The following is a 17768-nucleotide window of genomic DNA, read 5'->3' on the forward strand; positions in this document are numbered from 1 at the left end:
TTCTTCGTATGCTCATTGTTAGCGAGCAGGAGGGTCGTCAGTGGTGGACCTCGATGGCTCAGCGGTGGAGGAAGGGCATCGCGGATGGACAGTCGCGACGTTGCGGAGATGGCGGGTGACTGGTCGGCAGCCCTGGTCGAATGCGGCGGCGTGCTGATATCTCTGCCGCACGACATCAGCCGGTTGACGGCCAGATGGATCGTGGAACTGGAAGCTGCCCTGTCGGCCGAATCGTTCGACCCGTCGCCCGCATGCCGAGTCGGGGTCGAGATGGTCCGGTCGAACCTGACGGTCCCCGCCATGATGAGCCCGACCGCAGCGGTGCTGACCGGTTTGCTGGAGCGGTCGCCACAACCGGATCGGACACAGCGATTCGGCGCGCTGATGGGCGAGCTGGCCCGCGGCTACACCACCGAGCTGTTGCAGGCCCACGTCCGCAGCCAGGAGCTTGCGGACCAGCGCTTCCGTGTGGTGTTCGACAACGCCGCGGTGGCCATCGCGCTCTACGACGTCTACGGCATCACGCTCGAGGCCAATCCCACCACGGCGCGGATGGTCGGGATGAACCCCGAGGACATGCCGGGCGTGTCCGCTCTGGACTTGATGCACCCCGATGACCGCGACAAGCTCCGTCAGGTGGCCGTCGGCCTGTTGAAACGCGGAAGCGGCACCGAGTATCTCGAGGGTCGATTCTGTCGCACTGACGGCACCGTCTGCTGGGGGGCGTGGACGATAACGCTGGTACGCGGCATGGACGGACGTGACGTGCGGCTGCTCGCCGTCGGGGAGGACATCACCGAGCGCCGGGCTATGCAGGAGGAACTGTCGTGGCAGGCCCGTCACGACCAGTTGACGGGTTTGCCGAATCGTCGTCGCTTACTCGAGCAGCTGGAGGCCATTGTCGCGGTGGCCCGTCCCGCCGATCACCTCGGTTTGTGCTTCCTCGATGTCGACGACTTCAAGCTGATCAACGACCGGTACGGTCACAGCGCAGGAGACAGCGTGCTGGCCGAGGTCGGCCGCAGGCTCGACGCGGCCCTGACCTCGCCGGCGGTCACGCTGGCCCGCATCGGCGGAGATGAATTCGTCGCTCTACTCGCACCGCCCTGCGACGACGACACGGCGTACGAGACGGCCGAGACGATGCTTGCGACGCTGCGAGACCCGATTCCGGTCGGTCCCAGCAGGGATCTGCTGACGATGTCTGCCAGCATCGGCGCCGTCGTCACGCCGGCTGCCGGCACACAAGCCGAAAAGCTGTTGGACGACGCCGATGTCGGCCTATACCGCGCCAAGGCCGCCGGCCGCGGCACCTGGGTATTGCATCGCGTCGGCGACGGCCCCGCAGCCGGGGAGTAGGCGATCGGCCGGTACGGCAACCACGCCGGACCCGAAACCATCGCCTGGCACCTACCGCTACGCCCGGACCTCGTTGAGGTAGTTGTAGATCGTGTAGCGGGTGACGTCCAGGCGTCCGGCGAGGTCGTCGACAGCGTCCTTGATGAGGAAGAAGCCGGCCTCGTCCAGTTCGCGCACGACGGCCGCCTTGTGACGTTTCTTCATCAGATCCACCGGGATGCCGACCTTTCCCACCGCGCGGTCGACGAGGAACCGTTGCAGGCTGTCGATATCCGCGGGAAAGATCTCCGGTTCGCCGTTGCCGTCGGCGGATGCCGCGGTGTCCAGGCTGTTGACACACAGGCAGCCGATCGCCGACCCGTCCGGGTCGTGCAGGAACAGCGTCGACGAACGGATCGGGCGGCCATCGGGACTATGGGTCCGATAGTTCGTCAGATCCTGGGTGGTGCCGCGGCGGATCAGGCTGAGCAACAGATCGGTCATCGGGCCGCCGATGCTGCGTCCGGTCAGATCGCCGGCGATCGCGATGATCGAGTCCGGCAGCCGGGTCAGGTCGTGCAGCAGCACCTCGTTGCCGGGACCGAGCATGGCGGCCAGGCCGGGTACGGCTGGGACCAGCGCGGTCAGCACGTCGGGCGTGGCCGCCGTAGCCGCGGGCGCCGGAAGCGGTTTCCGCGGACGGTGCAGCGTCTCCAGCGCGGAACGCAGCAGGTCCGCGCTGGCGGGCGGGGTCGAGGCGTGCGGCGACAGCCGAACGTGCTCCGGCCGGACCGTCGCGGCGATCCCGGCCGAAGTGAGCGCAAGACCAACCTGTTCGGCCGAATGGCCGGGCAGGGTGAATGCCAGGATTCCGGCCCGTCTGTCCACAGCGGACACGATCTGCGCGCCGACACCGGCGAGCACGTCGGAGAACTCGCCGATCCGCTCGGCGATCCGGGCCGCGATCGTGCCGGGACCGGCCTCCTCGACCAGTTCGAGCGCCGCGGCGAACGCGCCCGAGGTGATCGGGCTGAGATTGGTCAGCGACCACGCGGCGGCGGTGGTATCCGGCGGACGGATCTCGTCGTTGAACAGCCCGGGGTCACGGGCTCCGGTCCAGCCCGACAGCACCGGGTCCATCCGCTCCAGTGCCCGGTCCGACAGCACGGCGAACCCGGTACCCCACCCGGCGCGCAGCCACTTCTGGCCACCCACGACGAGGATGTCCGCGACCTGCCACGGTTCCTCGGTGATGCCGAAACCCTGGATGCCGTCGACGACCAGCAACCGGTCACCGACGACATCGCGCAGTGCGGCCAGATCGGCGCGGTAGCCGGTGCGGAAGTCGACCGCGCTGACGCTCACCGTGGTTATCTCGTCGGTCAGCCCGGCCGCGACTCGCTCCGGCGTGACATACCCACCGGCCAGCCGTCGGACGACGAGCCGCCCGTCCTGCTCGGCCCGCGCCCACGGGTAGGTGTTGGCGGGGAACTCCGCGGCCGATACCAGCACTTCGCCGCCGAAACCGAACGCCGCTTGGAACAGGCCGAGGCTGGTGTGCGGGAGCAACACGACGTGGTCGGTATCCGACCCGGACAGTCGTGACACGGCCGCTCTGGCCCGGATCTCCTGCAGCATTAGATTGTCTACCGTGGCCGGGCCGGCGGTGGTGGCCTCGTGCAGCAGACTCGCGGTGGTGTCCAGCACGGCGTGCGACGGCGGACCGAACCGCGCGAAGTCCAGATATCCTGCGGGCTCATCGAACTGCAGCAGGTAGCGCGGCGAAATCCGCGTCGCTGGATTCACGACAGAATCCTCGCGAGGAACTGGCGGGTGCGGTCGTGTTTCGGTGCGCTGAGCACCTCACCCGGCGGCCCGGTCTCGACCACCACGCCGTCGGCGAGGAATACCACCTCGTCGGCGGCCTCGGCGGCGAAGCTCATCTCGTGTGTCACCACGACCATCGTCATCCCCTCTCGAGCCAACGTACCCATCACTTCGAGAACCTCACCCACCAACTCCGGGTCGAGCGCCGAGGTCGGTTCGTCGAACAGCATCAGCTTCGGGCGCATCGCCAGCGACCGGGCGATCGCCACCCGCTGCTGCTGCCCGCCCGACAGCTGCGCCGGGTAGGCGTCGGCACGGTGTGCCAGCCCGACCCGGTCGAGCAGCTCCAGGCCCTGCCGCCGCGCGCTCGCGGCGTCGACACCCAGTACCCGGACCGGCCCTTCGACGACATTCTCCAGGGCCGTGCGGTGGGCGAAGAGGTTGAACCGCTGGAAAACCATGCCGATGTCGCGTCGCTGTCGGGCGACCTCGTGCTCCCGCAGCTCGTACAACCTGCCGCCGCGTAGCCGGAATCCGATCGGCTCACCGTCGACCCAGATCTGGCCGCCATCGATGGTCTCGAGGTGGTTGATACACCGCAGGAACGTGCTCTTCCCGGCGCCGGAGGGCCCGAGCAGGCAGACGACCTGACCCTTGCGGACTTCCAGATCGATCCCGCGCAGCACTTCGGTGTTGCCGTAGTTTTTGCGAACGCTCACGGCTCGCAGCAGGGGGTCACTCACGGGTACTCCTTACTAACGGCACGCCCCGCAACGCCTTCGCGGCGCGCGCCATCGGCCCCCGGTCGGCCACACCGAACGCTCGCTCCAGGCGATGCTGGCCGACCCCGGCGACCGTGACCACGACCATGTACCAGACCGCCGCGGCGAGCAAGGTCTCCATCACCAACAGGTTGCTGGAGGAGATGTTGTTGGCCGCGTGGATCAGCTCCGTCACGCCGATCACCGACGCCATCGACGTTCCCTTGAGCATGTTGATGAAGTCGTTGCCGGTGGGCGGGATGATCACCCGCATCGCCTGCGGCAGTACGACCCGCCACAGGGTCATCCCGGGTGTCATACCGATCGATTTGGCCGCCTCGGTTTGTCCGCTGTCGACACTGTTCAGCCCGGCCCGGACGATCTCGGCCATGTATGCGCTCTCGTTGAGCGCCAGGCCGAGGAAGGCCGCGGTGAACGCGCTGATCAGAGCATTGGTCTGTGCGTGGAAAAGGGATGGGATGGAGATCACCGGGAAGACCAGCGCCAGGTTGTACCAGAGCAGGATCTGCAGCAGCACGGGCAGGCCGCGGAACAGCCAGATGTAGCCCGCCGCGAACCAGCGCGCCACCGGGTTCGCGCTGCGTCGCAGCAACGCGACGACGACGCCGAGCACGATCGCCACACCCTGCGAGAGCACTGCCAGCACAATGGTGTTGACCAGGCCGGTCACCATCACGCGATACCACAGGAAGTCCGGTACCCGAGCCCACTCGATCTTCCCGTTGCCGAGCGCGATGCCGAGTGCCACCAGCAGGGCGAGGATCACTGCGGCGGCGATCCAGCGACCCCAATGTCTCAGGCGGACTATCGGCAGCTCAGCTTCCGCCATTGATCACGGCCTCCTTGACCGCGCCCTTCTCCACACCCCACGCCTGCAGGATCTTGCCGTAGCTGCCGTCGGTGATCAGCTCGTTCAGCGCCTTCTGCACGGCCTCGGCGAGCGGCTTGTTCTGCTTGTTGATACCGATACCGTAGGGACCGCCGTTGATCGGCTCGCCCGGCACGACCTCGAAGAACTTCCCGTCGCCCGCGGTGCGGGACACGTAGATAGCGGTGGGCAGGTCGTTGACGATCGCTTGGACCCGACCGGTGCGCAGCTGGGTCTGGTTTTGGTTGTCGCTCTCGGTCTCGGTGACGTTGATCGCGGCCTTGCCTGCCTGCGTGCATTTCGTGCTCTGGTCCGCGGCGAACTTCTGCTGGCTCGTTCCCTGGACGACCGCGACGTTCTTGCCGCACAACGTATCCGGCCCGGTAATCGCGTCCGGGTTGCCCTTGCGGATCATGATCGCGATGCCGGAGGTGAAGTAGTCGACGAAGTCGATCTGCTGCTGACGTGCTTTGGTGTCGTTCATCGCCGCCATGGTCAGGTCGACTCGGCCGGACTGCAGGCTGGTGATCAGCGAATCGAACGTCATGTCCTGATACTGGACACCGACACCGAGCTTGGCCGCGATCGCCTTGGCCAGATCGACCTCGTAGCCGATCGGAGTCTTGCCGTCGGCGGCATAGAAGTTGTTGGGTGCGGACTGGATATACGACGCCAGGTGCAGCGTGCCCGCCCGGCTGATCGACGCCGGCAGGCTGGCGTTGAGCTGCGGATCCTTGGTCACCGCCCCGATGATCGCGGCGTTGTCCGGGACGTTGGCGCTCGGTGCATGCGACGTCGTGCCGCCGCCGCTCGGGTCGCTCCCGCAGGCGACGAGGAAACTGACCAAGCCTGCCAGTAGTGCGATGTGGCGCACATAGGTTCGCGACATTGCGGAACCTCCGTTCTCTAGATAAACGGCGACGCTACCCTCGCTTGTTGAAGAGATCAACGAATTGTTGAAATTACGCCTCGCCTTCGACCGTGAGCCGGTGGATCGCGCGCCGAGTTGCTCGACGCGCTGGGCGGCTAGGTGCGCATACCCGATATCGCGGAAGCCCTGTTCCCGGCGGTGATACGTGGCGCACGTGACTCGAATCCGCCTGCCCTGGAACTGCTTTCGCAGCTGCGCCAGCATCCGACCGCCACCGCCGAACAGCTAGCCGACACACCTGGGGTGCGCGCATCGCCGATTTCCTCAGCTGACCGGCCCCCGACCCGACACCACAGGGCGGCCTTGCGCGGTCGATGCGGGCACGCTCGCACCGATGCCAGCGGCAGCGAGTCGGTCAGGTACGGATGTCCGAACCCGGAAGACCGTGCTGCCCCTGCGCATCTCGAAACAGCTGACGGCGCCCGCCCGCTGGTTCCGCCCGATCGGCATGGCCTAATGTCGGTGCGTGCGAATTCTGGTGTTGGAGGACGACCAGCGGTTGTGCCACGAGGTCACAACCGGACTTCGGTCGGCGGGGTTCGCCGTTGATCCGGCCGGAGACATCGCCGATGCCGATTTCAAGATCGCGGTCAACCGCTACGACTGCCTGGTCGTCGACCGCGGATTGCCCGACGGTGACGGCCTGGACTTGGTCGCCGACACCCGCGCCGCCGGTCACAACGTACCCGCACTGATCCTCACCGCCCGTGACGGACTGGCCGACCGCATCGCCGGCTTCGAGAACGGTGCCGACGACTACCTGGCCAAGCCATTCGCGCTGGCCGAGTTGGTGTTACGGGTGCGCGCGTTGTGCCGGCGTCAGGCCCAGCCGACCTCGGCGCAGATCATGGTGGGCGACATCGAGATCGACCTGATGCGCCGCCGGGTGCAGCGCGGAGGGATCCTGCTGTCGTTGACTCCGAAGGAGTTCGCGGTACTGGAGTTGATGGCGGCCCGGCGCGGCAGCGTGGTCTCGCGCAGCGAACTCATCGAATGCTGCTGGGACGAAATGGCCGAGCCCACCTCCAACGTGGTCGATGCGCTCGTGGCCAAGCTACGCCGCAAACTCGGTCCGCCGCCGGTCATCGAGACCGTTCGCGGCACTGGCTTCCTGTTCGCTCTCGAGCCAGTTCTATGAGCGAGCGAAGCGGAGGCAGGAGCAATACCCGCCCCGCACTGGCTGGGCTGCGGCGCACCCGATGGATGCTCACCGCGCTGGTCACCTCGATCACCGCGGTGTGCACGATGGTGCTCGGGGTGGGCGTGGTGTGGGTCGACAGCCAATCCCGCTCGCGCGGAGTCGATCACGATCTGGACCGGGTGGCGGGCGGCCTGGCCCGGGCCGTGCTGCTCACCACCGATAACAAGGCCGTCGACGTATCCACCATCGCCAACGACGACCTGACCAACCAGCAGACCGCCGTGGTCGTGCTGACCCGCAAGGGCACCGGCGGAAAGTGGCGACAGGTGTACACCCATCTGCGATCGCAGCTGCCTGACGACACCGATCTGGGGATCCTCGCCTCCGACTCCGTCGACCGATCCCAGGGCCAGATCTACGCCACCTGGATGCACACCGGGTCCGACGTGTCCGGCGCAGCGGTGCGGGTGGCCGCCACCCCGGTGTTCTGGGACGACAACGATCGGGTCGCCGTGGTGATGGCGGGCGCGCCGCCGATGAGCGGGGCCGGTGCGCATCGGCTGCTCATGCTCGGCCTGTTCGCCGGCGGGCTGCTGATCGTGGCCGCCGCCGGCGCAGCCGGGCACGTGCTGTCCGGGCGCAGCATGCGAGCCGCGGTCCAGGTGCTCGACGAGCACGAGCAGTTCCTCGCCGACGCCGCCCACGAGCTGCGAACGCCACTGACCACCATGAAGCTGATCACCGAATCACGGACGCACACACCGCAGGACCTGGACCGGGTGCTCGACGAGACGCGCGGGCTGGCCGATCGGATGGCGCGGCTGGTGACCGGTCTTCTCGCGCGGGCCCGCATGCAGGCAGGCATCGCGGATCCCGAACGCACCATGCTGCGGCTGGATCAGCTGGCCGATACCGTCGTCGAGGACATCCCGGACGACCGCATCACCCTGGACGCCCGGCCCTCGATGGTGGTCGGCGATCCGGAACTGCTGACCCTGGCGATCCGCAACATGGTGGAGAACGCGCTCACCCACGGTGCGGTGAACCGATCGGCACCGGTGGAGGTGCAGGTGGCCGAGGGCCGGATCAGCGTCCGCGACTACGGACCGGGCATCGATCCGGCGCTGTCGGCCAACCCGTTCGACCGCGGCGTCGCCGGGCGCAGCGGCCGGCACGGCATCGGGCTGGCTCTGGTGGCCTGGGTCGCACAGGTGCACGGCGGCAACGCCGCCATCGAACCGGCCGCCGGCGGCGGGGCGATCGCCACGCTGTGGCTGCCGCCGGCAATACTGCCCGCCGTCACGAGAACCCAGTAGGCATTCTGCTGGAATTCGCTGTGGTGGAGGGGATGAACCGCTTCTCGCCGGCTTTCCACCAGTGCGAGTGGAGGCCGGTATAGCCGGAGGGAACGTCTATACCGGCCTCCATCCGCACTCGGAATGCAGTGCGCGGCGACGCCGGGTGGCGCGACCCCTCGCGAGCCACCCGGGCAGCGGCTTGGAGGAAACCCCAAGCGGCGATGTCGATTAGTTCGACAGGTACAGGTAGAAGAGGCCGTCGTCGCCCTGGCGGCAGTCCCATTTGGTCCACTTGTCGTTGTTGCGGGTCACCTCGACATGGGGGCCGTCGGCCTGGCAGGCGGCCAGGGTCGAGTAGTTGCCCTCGACCTGGACCTCGTCGGCGGAGGCGATCCCGGTGCCGGCAGCGGCGAGGCCGATCGCGATGGCGCCGGTGACAAGAATGTTCTTCATCATGAGAGCTGAATCCTTTCGTTGTGGCGCGGATTTCCGTGCCACACAAAGGAAACCAATCTCTTCGTGAACATTTCATGATCGCCCGCGCAGCGGTGTCAGCTCTTGGGCGTAGAAGGCCTGGAGGCCCTGCGGCGGAAGCTTCCCGAGCCCACCACACCCGCTCCGCTGCCCGCCGATCGACCCAAACCCGGCCGGGCCCGCCAACTCGGCACCGATCAGCGCTTAAGAAAGGGCATGTCCCATCGGGAGCGGAGGCTTGCCATAGATCGACTGTTCGAGGCCGCGAATGTATCCGATGGCGAACAGGCGCCCCAGGGCGCCGTATGCCGGGCGGTCGTTGGATTCGCCATGCATGGTGGGGACGTGGTCCGGACGCATGGGTCCGGAAAAACCGACCTCCGCGTAGGCGCGCATACATTCGGGCAGGTCCGTCTGGCCTTCGTCGTGGAAGGTTTCCTGGAAGTCGTCGGCCGTACCCCGGACGTCGCGGAAGTGCACGAAGCTGATTCGGTCCAGGCCGCCGAATTCCCTGATCAATGCGGGTAGGTCGGCGTCCATCAGGGCGAAATTGCCCTGGCAGAACGTGATGCCGTTACTCGTGGAGGGGCGCAGCGACAGTAGCCGCCGGAATGCCTCGGGGGAGCGCATGATGTGCGGCACGTTGCGGCCCGTGGCGCGGGGCGGGTCGTCGGGGTGCATCCCGAGCCTGACTCCGGCTTCTTCGGCAACCGGGATGACGGCGTCGAGGAAGTAGCCCAGCGCATCCCACAACTGATCTTCGGTGATCTCGCCCGGTTCGGCGAGCGGGGGCAAGCTTGCTATGTCCGCTGCCCTGAACCCGGTGACCAGGGCTCCCCCGCGCCCGATGATGTCCACGCTCGTGCGGCCCCAGCTCGAGATGGCCATCCAGTTGTAGCACAGGGTCGGGATTCCCAGCCGGCCCATCGCGCGTATCTGCGTGAGAATGTTTTCGATTTGTTCGTCCCGCCCAGGGAGCCCCAGGCGGACCTTGTCCATGGGGGCCGTGTCCTCGATGGCGATTACTTTGAGGCCGTGTTCGGCGAAAATTTCGATGTCGCGTCTGATCGCTGCCTCGCCCCACGGAATATCGCCGGAAGCAGTCCCGGAGAACCCGTCCTTGCCGACGGAGGCGAACATGCGCTGGTCCTGTTCGGCTCCGTTGAGGAGGGCGACGACGTTGTCGACCCCGCATTGCTTGATCAATTTCCAGAGCGGCTCGGGCCGGGGGGAAAGCATTTCGCTCAGTTGAATCATCATGCAACCTTTCAGTTGGCCCTGGTCGATTCGGGCATTGCGTCGGTGCTTTTAGTTCTTCGTATCGGGAAGAGGGGCGGCGATGCGGGCGAGCAGGCCTCCGTCGACCCGGATTTCCGCTCCCGTGACGAAGCTGGCCCGAGGGCTGGTCACGAAGGAGACGACTTCCCCGATTTCCTCGGGCCTGGCGACCCTGCCGAGGGGGTGGGCGGTGCCCCAGTTCGCGACGATCTGCTGGGCGCTCTCTTCCGAGCCGTCGCTGAACAGCGCCGCCGACGTGCGGAGCATGGGTGTGTCCACCGAGCCGGGGCTGATGCTGTTGACGCGGACCCCGTACTCGGCTTCGTCTACCGCCATCGCCCTGGTCAGGGCGTTGAGAGCGCCTTTGCTCGCCGTGTACGCGGCGACCTGGTTCTGGGTCGCGGTGGCCTGCACGGAGGAGATGATGGCGATGGCACCGGCCGGGCTCTGGCGCAGGTAGGGCAGGGCCGCACGGGCGGCGAGGAAGACTCCTTTGACATTCACGTCGAAAACTTCGTCCCAGGTTTCCTCCGGGGTGGAGGGAACGTCGCCGTACCGCTGGATTCCGGCGGAGGTCACGAGGGTATCGAGCCGCCCGTACCGGGAGATGGCCTGCTCGACCGCAAACCGGCTGGTATCGGAAGCGCCGATCGGTCCCCATACCGCGATCGCCTTGCCGCCTGCACGGTTGATTTCCGCCGCCGTTTCCTGGGCAGGGTCCTCGGTCTGCCCGTGGCAGACGATGGCCGAACCTTGCCGGCCCAATGCCAGCGCGATGCCCTTGCCGATGCCTTGGGATCCGCCGGTGACGAGGGCGACCCGTTCGTCGTGTTCACCCATCACGCACTCCTGTCGTCGAAATTGATGCTCAGTGGGATCTCGATCGCAGCCCGGGGGCCGAGGTGCAGGGCGCTTCGCCGGTCCGGACCGCTTGTCTGCATGCTTGCCGGTTCCATGGCCATCGCGCGGGCCCGCCCATACCACGGGAACTGCTGGGTGGCATTGAGCTCCTGCCACAGCCATGCGTAGGGCAGGTGCGTGCCGTCCCAGTCGAGGCGAACCGTCAGGCCCAGGTCCAGATTGGTGACCGAGACCCAGTGCTCGGTGAAGTCGTGCAGCCACCCGAACACTTCGCGTGAGCTACCACGCGGGGGGATTCGGCGCAGATCGACACGCTCTCCTGATGCTGTGACGGCCTCGGGCCAGCGGTGTTCCGAGCCGGAGTCGAACACTGTTTCCCGCTCCGGGTCGCTGGTGAACCGGCGAGCGCCGGTGTCGAGCCGGCAGTCCCCGTCCAGGAATGGGCCGCCGAGGGCGGGGTGGCTCGAGTAGTCGAATTCCAGATCGATGTCGCTCAGGTTGGTGAGCGTATCGGCGAGGTGCAGCCGCGGGCCTTGGAGCTCGATGACCCGATCGATGCGCACCGGGATCGAGAACAGCTCCACCTGCAGCCGAGCTGAGCCGGTCGATGCTTCATCGACCCGCCAGGGGACGACCGAGGCTTCACCGTGGAATGCCACGGGAGCGCCGTGGACGGACCGAGGGTCGCCGGCGTTCGGACACAGTGTCTGCCAGCCGCCCCGATACTGCTCCAGCCATCCGGCGACCGGGTCGTATGTCGAGGGCCGCTGCCCGTCGCGGACCGCGTCGGCGCGTTCCCGCCATGGCGTCCGGAAGAGCGCGTCCACTCCGGTGCGCCGGTGGACGAGCGAGAGGACGTCTGCTCCTCTTCCGGGATCGATGCTGACCTGTAGATCTGGGCTCGTGAGGTCGAGGGTTCGCGGGCTCATGCGGCGAAGGGCTGGACGGGAACACCGGCGGTGTTGGTGGCGACCGCGAAGACAGAGCCTGCCAGGGGCTGCTTGCTGAGCCGGTCTTCGGGGATGTCTGCCGACGCCGAGGTGATGTACAGCGTTCCGTCATCGGCGAAGGCGCAGCTGGACGGTTGTTCGACGGGCATCGGGATCCGTCCGATCAATTCGCCTGCGGGGTCGTACCGGCGCACCTCACTACCTCCCCAGATCGCGACCCACAGGCATCCGTCCAGATCGACGGCGAGCCCGTCGGGCAGGCCGCCGTCGATCGTGCACAGCGGCGTGAATGGTCCGACCTCGCCTTCGTCACTGCGGTAGGGCGCGCTGAAAAGCAGGTTGGCCATGCTGTCGGCCAGGTACATGGTGGTGTCCTCGGCGTTCCAGCCCAGGCCGTTGGGCAGGGCGAATCCGGTCGCCACGACACTGCTGGGCGCCTGCCCGTCCCATCGGTGCAGGGCGCCGACGCCGGGGACGAAGTCGAGGTGGGTGCTCCCGGCCCAGAGACGGCCGCGCGAGTCGCATTTGGCGTCGTTCATGCGCCGGGTGGGTTCGGGCAGTACCGGGTCCAGGACTTCCAGCTTTCCGTCGGCGAAGATCCCGAGACCGTCGGAGACGGCGACCGCGAATCCCTCGTGCTGGGCCCGGGGTGCCGCCGCCCCCAGGAGGGTGTCCAGGGCGGAGGTGCTTTGCCCGCCGGTCGCGAGGTCGTTCTCGAAGAGCAGGCCGTTGTTGATGTCGACCCAGCACAACCGTCCGGTCCGCCGGTCCCAGACAGGTCCTTCACCGACCGTGGCATGGGCACGGATCACCACGTCAGGCTGCGGAAAAAGTTCTACGGAACCCATTGTTCTGCTCCTCTCGCTGTCGATCGCGGGCTGTAGCTGCGGCGTTCACAGGACGCCGTAGGTCGCAAAGGCTTCAGTGGTGCTCATTCCCTGTTCAATGGCGTGGCGGACCTGGTTCTCGGCGCCGGCTTTGTCCAACGCGCGGGCCAGCACTTCGTCCTCGAGGGCGGCCGGGATGACCAGGACGCCGTCCCGGTCTCCCACGACGAGGTCTCCGGGGGTGATCTGAACACCGTCGATTTCGAGGGGAATCCCGTAGTCGAGCACAGTGCCTCGGACTCCCGAATCCTGGCCGTAGCTGCCGCGGCTGAAGACCGGAAATTTCTGGTCCAAGACCTTGTCGGTATCCCTGTGGTACCCGTCGATGACGGCGCCGACCGCCCCTGCGGCACGTGCGGCCGTAGTCATGATCTCGCCCCAGGCGGCGCAATCGAGACGGCCGCGGCGGGCCAGGTAGACGTCGCCGGGCCGCAAAGCGTCCAGGGCTTCGGTCAGTTTGCCGAAAGGCTTCGCCGGCATCCCGAAGACGTCCCCGACCAGCACCGGCATCGCCCGGCCGACCACGGTCATGGTGGGCAGTAGCGGCTGCACCGCAGCCGGTAGGAACTGGTGTGTCCGGCCGAGCGCATCCAGGACGTCGCCGAGTACCGGGGTGTAGAGCGAAGCGGCAACGAGATCGAATCGTTCGGTGTCGTTGGGCGGTATCGTGGCCATTTCTTCCTTGTGTCGATGATCCTCGGGTGGCGGTGGCCCGCTGGTCAGGTCGAGGTTGTCGCCCGGCGTGAACGCCATACGTTCACCAAGACCGCGACGAGGACGACGGCGCCGCGAACAACCTGCTGGGCATAGGGGTCGACCCCCAGCAGCACCATCCCGTTCATGAGTACGGCGATGAACAGGACACCGATCAGGGTCCCGACGATGGTCCCCTTGCCGCCGCTGAGCGAGGCGCCGCCGATGATGGCGGCGGCGATCGCATCGAACTCCAGTCCGTTGGCGATGGTGCCGTTTCCGGAGGACAGCTGTGCGGATTGGAGCAACCCGGTAACCGCCGCGGTCAACGCGGAGATCGCCAGCACCGAAATCCGGATGGTGCGTACGTTGATGCCGGACAATTCGGCGGATTTGGCATTTCCGCCCACGGCGTAGATCGACCGGCCGAACACCGTTTTGCGTGCGATTACCGCGATCGCGATAAAAACGATCAGGAGATACACGGCCGGCACGGGAATGACTCCGGCAATCTTTCCGCTCCCCCAGTAGAAAAACTTGCCGGAGTCGACGGGAATCGGGAACGTGTTGGTGATCAGCATGGCCACTCCACGCAATCCCAGATACAGGGCCAACGTGGCGATGAAGGTCGGCACCCCGAATACCGCCCTGATCCATCCGGCGGAGGCGCCGATGGCAGCGGCGGCGGCGAGCACCAGAATACACGCGGCCCACATCGGCAATCCAAGGTTGACGACCATGACTCCCAGCAGGGCCGACGACAGCGCGGCCAAGGATCCCACGGAGATGTCGATCTCGCCGGCGACGATGACCAGCGTCATAGCGAAAGCCACAATCCCGAAGAAAGCGGCTTGCTGAAGAATGTTGAGCAGGTTGCGCGCGCTGAGAAAGTTCGGTGCGCTGACGGACAGCACCAGGAAGACCAGCACCAGCACGCCGAGCAGGCCGATGCCCTCCCAAGAGCGGATGCGCGTGAACAGGCCGCCGGCCTCGGATTCGACGGCCCTTTTCTGGGGCCGCATGACTTCCGGGTGGGACATTTCAGTTGCCTTCTTTCATGGCAAGTGCCAATAGTTTTTCCGTCGTGGCACCGGCCCCGACGACTTCGTCTCGGATCCGGCCATCCCTGAGCACCAGCACGCGGTCGCAGACTTCCGAGAGTTCCTCGAGCTCCGAGGAGACAAAGATGGAGGAAATCCCGTTCACGGCCAACTCTCGGATGAGCTTGTAGATTTGGCCTTTGGCGTGGACGTCGATGCCGCGGGTCGGCTCGTCGAGCAGTAGCACCGACATCTTCGCCGCCAGCAGCCGGCCGATCACAGCTTTCTGCTGGTTTCCGCCGGACAGCGTGCCGATCTCTTGACCTGCTGTCGATGCGACGATCGAGAGCGCGCGCAGCGTCTCGGTCGTCACCGCGGCCTCGCGCGGGGGCTTGATCCAGAACCGGGGCAGCACCCGGCCCCGGGCCGACAGCAGGATGTTCTCCCCGACCCCGAGCATCGGCACGATTCCGGAGCCTTTCCGGTCCTCGGGGGTCAGTCCGACTCCCCTGGCCAGCATGCGGCGGGGGCGGCGCCGCAGGATGCGTTCGCCGGCCACGGACACCTCGCCCCGGACGCCGGGTCGCAGGCCGTAGATGGCTTCGAGGAGCTCGGTCCGCCCCGATCCCAGCAGCCCGGCAATGCCGAGCACTTCACCGTCGTGCAGATCGAACTCGACGCCGCCCAGCACACCGGTGATGTGCATGTCCCGCACCGACAGTACGACCGGCTCGTTCCGACGATCCCGGTGCTCTATCCGGGCGGCCACCTGGCCGCTCTCGCCCGCGATGAGCGCGGCCACCTTCTCGGCGCTCGCTTCGTCCGCTCCGAAGGTCTGCACTTCGCGGCCGTCTCGCAACACGGTGAGTGTGTCGGCAACGAGCGGGATCTCTTTCATCCGATGCGACACATAGATGATTGCCACTCCCTGACCGGCCAGGCGTCGGATCAGGGCCAGCAGCGCGTGGACCTCGTGACTGTTCAGGGCGCTGGTCGGCTCGTCCAGGATCAGTACCCGGGGCTCGTCGAGAAGTGCCTTGGCGATTTCGACGAGTTGCTGCTGCGCCAGGGAAAGGTTGCCGACTTCCTGCCAGAGCGGAATCGGTTCGCCCAGCATCTCGATGGCCCGCCGGGCATTGTCCTCCAACGTCTTGGCGTCGATGAAGCCCTGGCGTTCGGGCCAGCGACCGAGCGTGATGTTCTCCGCCACCGACAGTCCCGGCACGAGGCTGAACTCCTGGTGCACCATCGCGATGCCGCCGGCCCGGGCGTCGCCCGGCCGGCTCCAATGCACCTCCTTGCCGGACACGCGCAGTCTTCCGCTGCCCGGATCCGGCTGCTGGGACCCGGAGATGAGGTTCACCAGGGTCGACTTCCCGGCCCCGTTCTTCCCGAGCAGGGCCCGCACCTCCCCCGCACGCAGGGTGAGGTTGACGTCTACCAGCGCCTTGACGGTTCCATAGGTTTTGCTGAGGGAAATGCATTCCAGGATCGGAGGAGCAGTCTTATCCACAAGCGTTCCTTCATCGTTGACCGGGCAGACACCGTGCCGGGGCGCGCAAGAGCCTCGGCACGTGGCCGTTCGGTGTTCCTACTTGCCCAGGTACTTGTTCACTGCGGCCGGATCGTCACGGGTATAGGTGATTCCGGGAAGGTCGGTCTCCAGCGGGGAGTTCGCCTTGCTCGCAACGGCATTTCCGGCCTGCTGGTACGCGTCCTTCGCTGTGGTCTGCGGGTCCTGCCCGGTCGTGGCCTGAAGAATGTCGTTCTTGTCCTCCAGGAAACCGGCAAGTTGCTTGGAAATATCCGTGCCGAAGACCGGCACGGCTTTGCCGGACTGCGCGACGGCGGTCACCTCGCCGACGGTGCCGCCCTCATTGGCAGCCCAGAGCAGGTTGATGCCGGGATCCCCGGAGAGCATGTTGGTGGCGACAGTGGTGGCCTTGTCCGCGAGAAATCCCTCCTGGTCGGAGGCATAGGTGGCCGTCACGCCCGCATCCTGGAGCGCCTTCTTGAAGCCGGCTTTGCGCAATTTGCAGGTTTCGGCCGCGCTGTCGCAGTTCAGGATGCCGATGCGCGCCGACCCGCCGAGCTTGCTCTTGATGTATTCCGCGGCGGCCTTTCCGGTGGCCGTTCCCAGGGCCGTGTTGTCGGACTGGACGACCCCCTTGACAACGGAGGGACTCGTGGCATCGGCCGTGCAGTTGCCGTAGCAGATCAGCGGGATGTTCGCAGCCTTGATCGATTTCATCGTCGCCAGCGAGCCGGCAACGGTAACGGGCTGCATGATGATCGCGTCGACCTGGCGCTGGATCATGTTCTGCGCGGCGGCAGCCTCCGCGCCTGCATCGTTGTTCGAGTTGGCCGCGACGACCGTACCCCCGTCGGCCTTCACCGCCGCTTCCAACGACGTCTGGATCCCCCTGAAGTATTCGTCGCCCTGGAGCATGATCAGCCCGACCGTGAGCTTCTTGCCACTGCCGCCCGCACCACCGCTGCCCGCAGGCCCGCACCCCGAGACCGCAAGAACGGTCAAGACCCCGGCTGCGACGAGTGAGAAAAATCTCCGCTGCATTCCAATCTCCTTTGATTGCAGGTGGCTAACATACTAGAGTTCAAACATACTTGTATACAAGCCCTCCGATGAGTGAAAATCGAGCATGACTTCTACTTCCCGATCCGCTGAGGGGCCGCCGCCACCCGCACCGTCTGCAGGTCTGCGGCAGGTCGCCCGCACCCCGGCTCGGCAGCGCATGTCGGACCGGGTCCACGACGAGCTCATGTCCGCGATCCGGGACCTGCGGCTCGAACCAGGGGCTCTCCTGTCCGAGGCCGAGCTCTCCGTGCAGCTGGGGGTAAGCCGGACGCCGTTGCGGGAAGCCATTTCCCGGCTGGTCGATCAGGGCCTACTCAGCGTCGTCTCCCAGGTCCGGACCAGCGTGGCACTCATCGACCTCTCGCAGGCCCGGGAAGCCTGCTTCATTCGCCGCGCCCTCGAGACGGCAGCATTCCAGCAAGCCTGCGAATCCGGTGGCGATGTCGGCGAGCTCCGGCGCATTCTGCTACGTCAGGAGCAGGCAGTGACCGACCGCGACGTCGAAGCCTTCTTCGTCTCGGATGAGGATCTGCACCAGGAGATCTTCAGGCTGGGCGGTTATCCGGGGCTCTGGAACGTGATACAGCGCTCGAAGCTGCAGCTGGACCGACTTCGCCGACTGGCGTTTTCCGAGACCGTGACCACGCGGAACGTCATCGACGAGCACATACGCATTGTGGATCTGCTCGAGAACAGGGACGTCGAGGAGGGTATACGCGTCATCACGGTACATTCTCGGCACGTGCTCGACCAGGCCGGAAGGGTCCAGTCCGAGCACCCGGGGTATTTCACCCCATGAGCGGT

17 protein-coding genes are annotated in these 17768 nt (G+C 66.4%); 4 read left to right on the forward strand and 13 right to left on the reverse strand.

Annotated features, from left to right (window positions below):
• Nucleotides 1-84 precede the first annotated feature (84 nt).
• Nucleotides 85-1359 carry a diguanylate cyclase domain-containing protein gene (locus ABH933_RS11370; protein WP_429416954.1) on the forward strand — a complete coding sequence of 425 codons (1275 nt, stop codon included), beginning with the start codon at nucleotides 85-87 and terminating at the stop codon, nucleotides 1357-1359.
• Nucleotides 1360-1416: 57 nt separating this feature from the next.
• Here the strand turns inward: ABH933_RS11370 and ABH933_RS11375 are convergent, their stop codons facing one another.
• Genes ABH933_RS11375 through ABH933_RS11390 form a run of 4 tightly spaced genes read right to left on the reverse strand, consistent with a single transcriptional unit; the run spans nucleotide 1417 to nucleotide 5704 of the window.
• Nucleotides 1417-3144: an aminotransferase class V-fold PLP-dependent enzyme gene (locus ABH933_RS11375; protein ID WP_429416957.1), complete on the reverse strand. Its 1728-nt coding sequence runs from the start codon at nucleotides 3142-3144 to the stop codon at nucleotides 1417-1419.
• Nucleotides 3141-3908 (reverse strand): amino acid ABC transporter ATP-binding protein, encoded by a 768-nt coding sequence (locus ABH933_RS11380; protein ID WP_308166992.1) that lies wholly within the window; start codon nucleotides 3906-3908, stop codon nucleotides 3141-3143. Before ABH933_RS11380 ends, ABH933_RS11375 begins: the two co-directional genes overlap by 4 nt.
• The gene (locus ABH933_RS11385) at nucleotides 3901-4776 is read right to left on the reverse strand and encodes an amino acid ABC transporter permease (RefSeq protein WP_429416961.1); all 876 of its coding nucleotides are present in this window, start codon (nucleotides 4774-4776) and stop codon (nucleotides 3901-3903) included. Before ABH933_RS11385 ends, ABH933_RS11380 begins: the two co-directional genes overlap by 8 nt.
• Nucleotides 4763-5704, reverse strand: a complete 942-nt coding sequence (locus tag ABH933_RS11390; RefSeq protein WP_429416964.1) for an ABC transporter substrate-binding protein — start codon at nucleotides 5702-5704, stop codon at nucleotides 4763-4765. Before ABH933_RS11390 ends, ABH933_RS11385 begins: the two co-directional genes overlap by 14 nt.
• A gap of 508 nt (nucleotides 5705-6212) precedes the next feature.
• On the opposite strand from ABH933_RS11390, the gene ABH933_RS11395 reads away from it, so the two are divergent.
• Together ABH933_RS11395 and ABH933_RS11400 are read left to right on the forward strand one after the other, a co-directional pair.
• The gene (locus tag ABH933_RS11395; RefSeq protein ID WP_429416967.1) at nucleotides 6213-6884 is read left to right on the forward strand and encodes a response regulator transcription factor; all 672 of its coding nucleotides are present in this window, start codon (nucleotides 6213-6215) and stop codon (nucleotides 6882-6884) included.
• Entirely contained in the window at nucleotides 6881-8203 is a 1323-nt protein-coding gene (locus ABH933_RS11400; RefSeq protein WP_429416970.1) for a sensor histidine kinase, read from the forward strand. Before ABH933_RS11395 ends, ABH933_RS11400 begins: the two co-directional genes overlap by 4 nt.
• A 210-nt stretch (nucleotides 8204-8413) precedes the next feature.
• On the opposite strand, the gene ABH933_RS11405 is transcribed toward ABH933_RS11400, so the two are convergent.
• The 9 genes from ABH933_RS11405 to ABH933_RS11445 all read right to left on the reverse strand — a co-directional run bounded on the left by ABH933_RS11405 (nucleotide 8414) and on the right by ABH933_RS11445 (nucleotide 16904).
• Entirely contained in the window at nucleotides 8414-8641 is a 228-nt protein-coding gene (locus ABH933_RS11405; protein WP_429416973.1) for a hypothetical protein, read from the reverse strand.
• Between the two features lie 222 nt (nucleotides 8642-8863).
• Nucleotides 8864-9919: a mannonate dehydratase gene (locus ABH933_RS11410; protein WP_429416976.1), complete on the reverse strand. Its 1056-nt coding sequence runs from the start codon at nucleotides 9917-9919 to the stop codon at nucleotides 8864-8866.
• 48 nt (nucleotides 9920-9967) lie between these two features.
• Entirely contained in the window at nucleotides 9968-10777 is an 810-nt protein-coding gene (locus tag ABH933_RS11415) for an SDR family NAD(P)-dependent oxidoreductase (RefSeq protein ID WP_429416978.1), read from the reverse strand.
• Nucleotides 10777-11727, reverse strand: a complete 951-nt coding sequence (locus ABH933_RS11420; protein WP_429416981.1) for a DUF4432 family protein — start codon at nucleotides 11725-11727, stop codon at nucleotides 10777-10779. The genes ABH933_RS11415 and ABH933_RS11420 overlap by 1 nt, the downstream gene beginning before the upstream one ends.
• Nucleotides 11724-12596 carry an SMP-30/gluconolactonase/LRE family protein gene (locus tag ABH933_RS11425; protein ID WP_429416984.1) on the reverse strand — a complete coding sequence of 291 codons (873 nt, stop codon included), beginning with the start codon at nucleotides 12594-12596 and terminating at the stop codon, nucleotides 11724-11726. Before ABH933_RS11425 ends, ABH933_RS11420 begins: the two co-directional genes overlap by 4 nt.
• Nucleotides 12597-12641: 45 nt before the next feature.
• Nucleotides 12642-13388, reverse strand: coding sequence for an RraA family protein (locus tag ABH933_RS11430; protein ID WP_429416987.1), 747 nt, complete (start codon nucleotides 13386-13388; stop codon nucleotides 12642-12644).
• On the reverse strand, nucleotides 13355-14368 hold the full coding sequence (locus ABH933_RS11435) for an ABC transporter permease (RefSeq protein ID WP_429416990.1): 1014 nt from the start codon (nucleotides 14366-14368) through the stop codon (nucleotides 13355-13357). The genes ABH933_RS11430 and ABH933_RS11435 overlap by 34 nt, the downstream gene beginning before the upstream one ends.
• 1 nt (nucleotide 14369) lies before the next feature.
• On the reverse strand, nucleotides 14370-15881 hold the full coding sequence (locus ABH933_RS11440) for a sugar ABC transporter ATP-binding protein (protein ID WP_429416993.1): 1512 nt from the start codon (nucleotides 15879-15881) through the stop codon (nucleotides 14370-14372).
• Between the two features lie 78 nt (nucleotides 15882-15959).
• On the reverse strand, nucleotides 15960-16904 hold the full coding sequence (locus ABH933_RS11445) for a substrate-binding domain-containing protein (RefSeq protein WP_429416996.1): 945 nt from the start codon (nucleotides 16902-16904) through the stop codon (nucleotides 15960-15962).
• A gap of 124 nt (nucleotides 16905-17028) precedes the next feature.
• Between ABH933_RS11445 and ABH933_RS11450 the strand changes: the two genes are divergently transcribed.
• A complete protein-coding gene (locus ABH933_RS11450; protein ID WP_429416999.1) occupies nucleotides 17029-17763 on the forward strand; it encodes a GntR family transcriptional regulator in 735 nt (244 codons plus the stop codon).
• The last annotated feature ends 5 nt before the right edge of the window (nucleotides 17764-17768 follow it).

The organism is Nocardia sp. GP40, assembly GCF_050434125.1.
In the GTDB taxonomy this organism is placed as follows: Bacteria; Actinomycetota; Actinomycetes; order Mycobacteriales; family Mycobacteriaceae; genus Nocardia; species Nocardia albiluteola.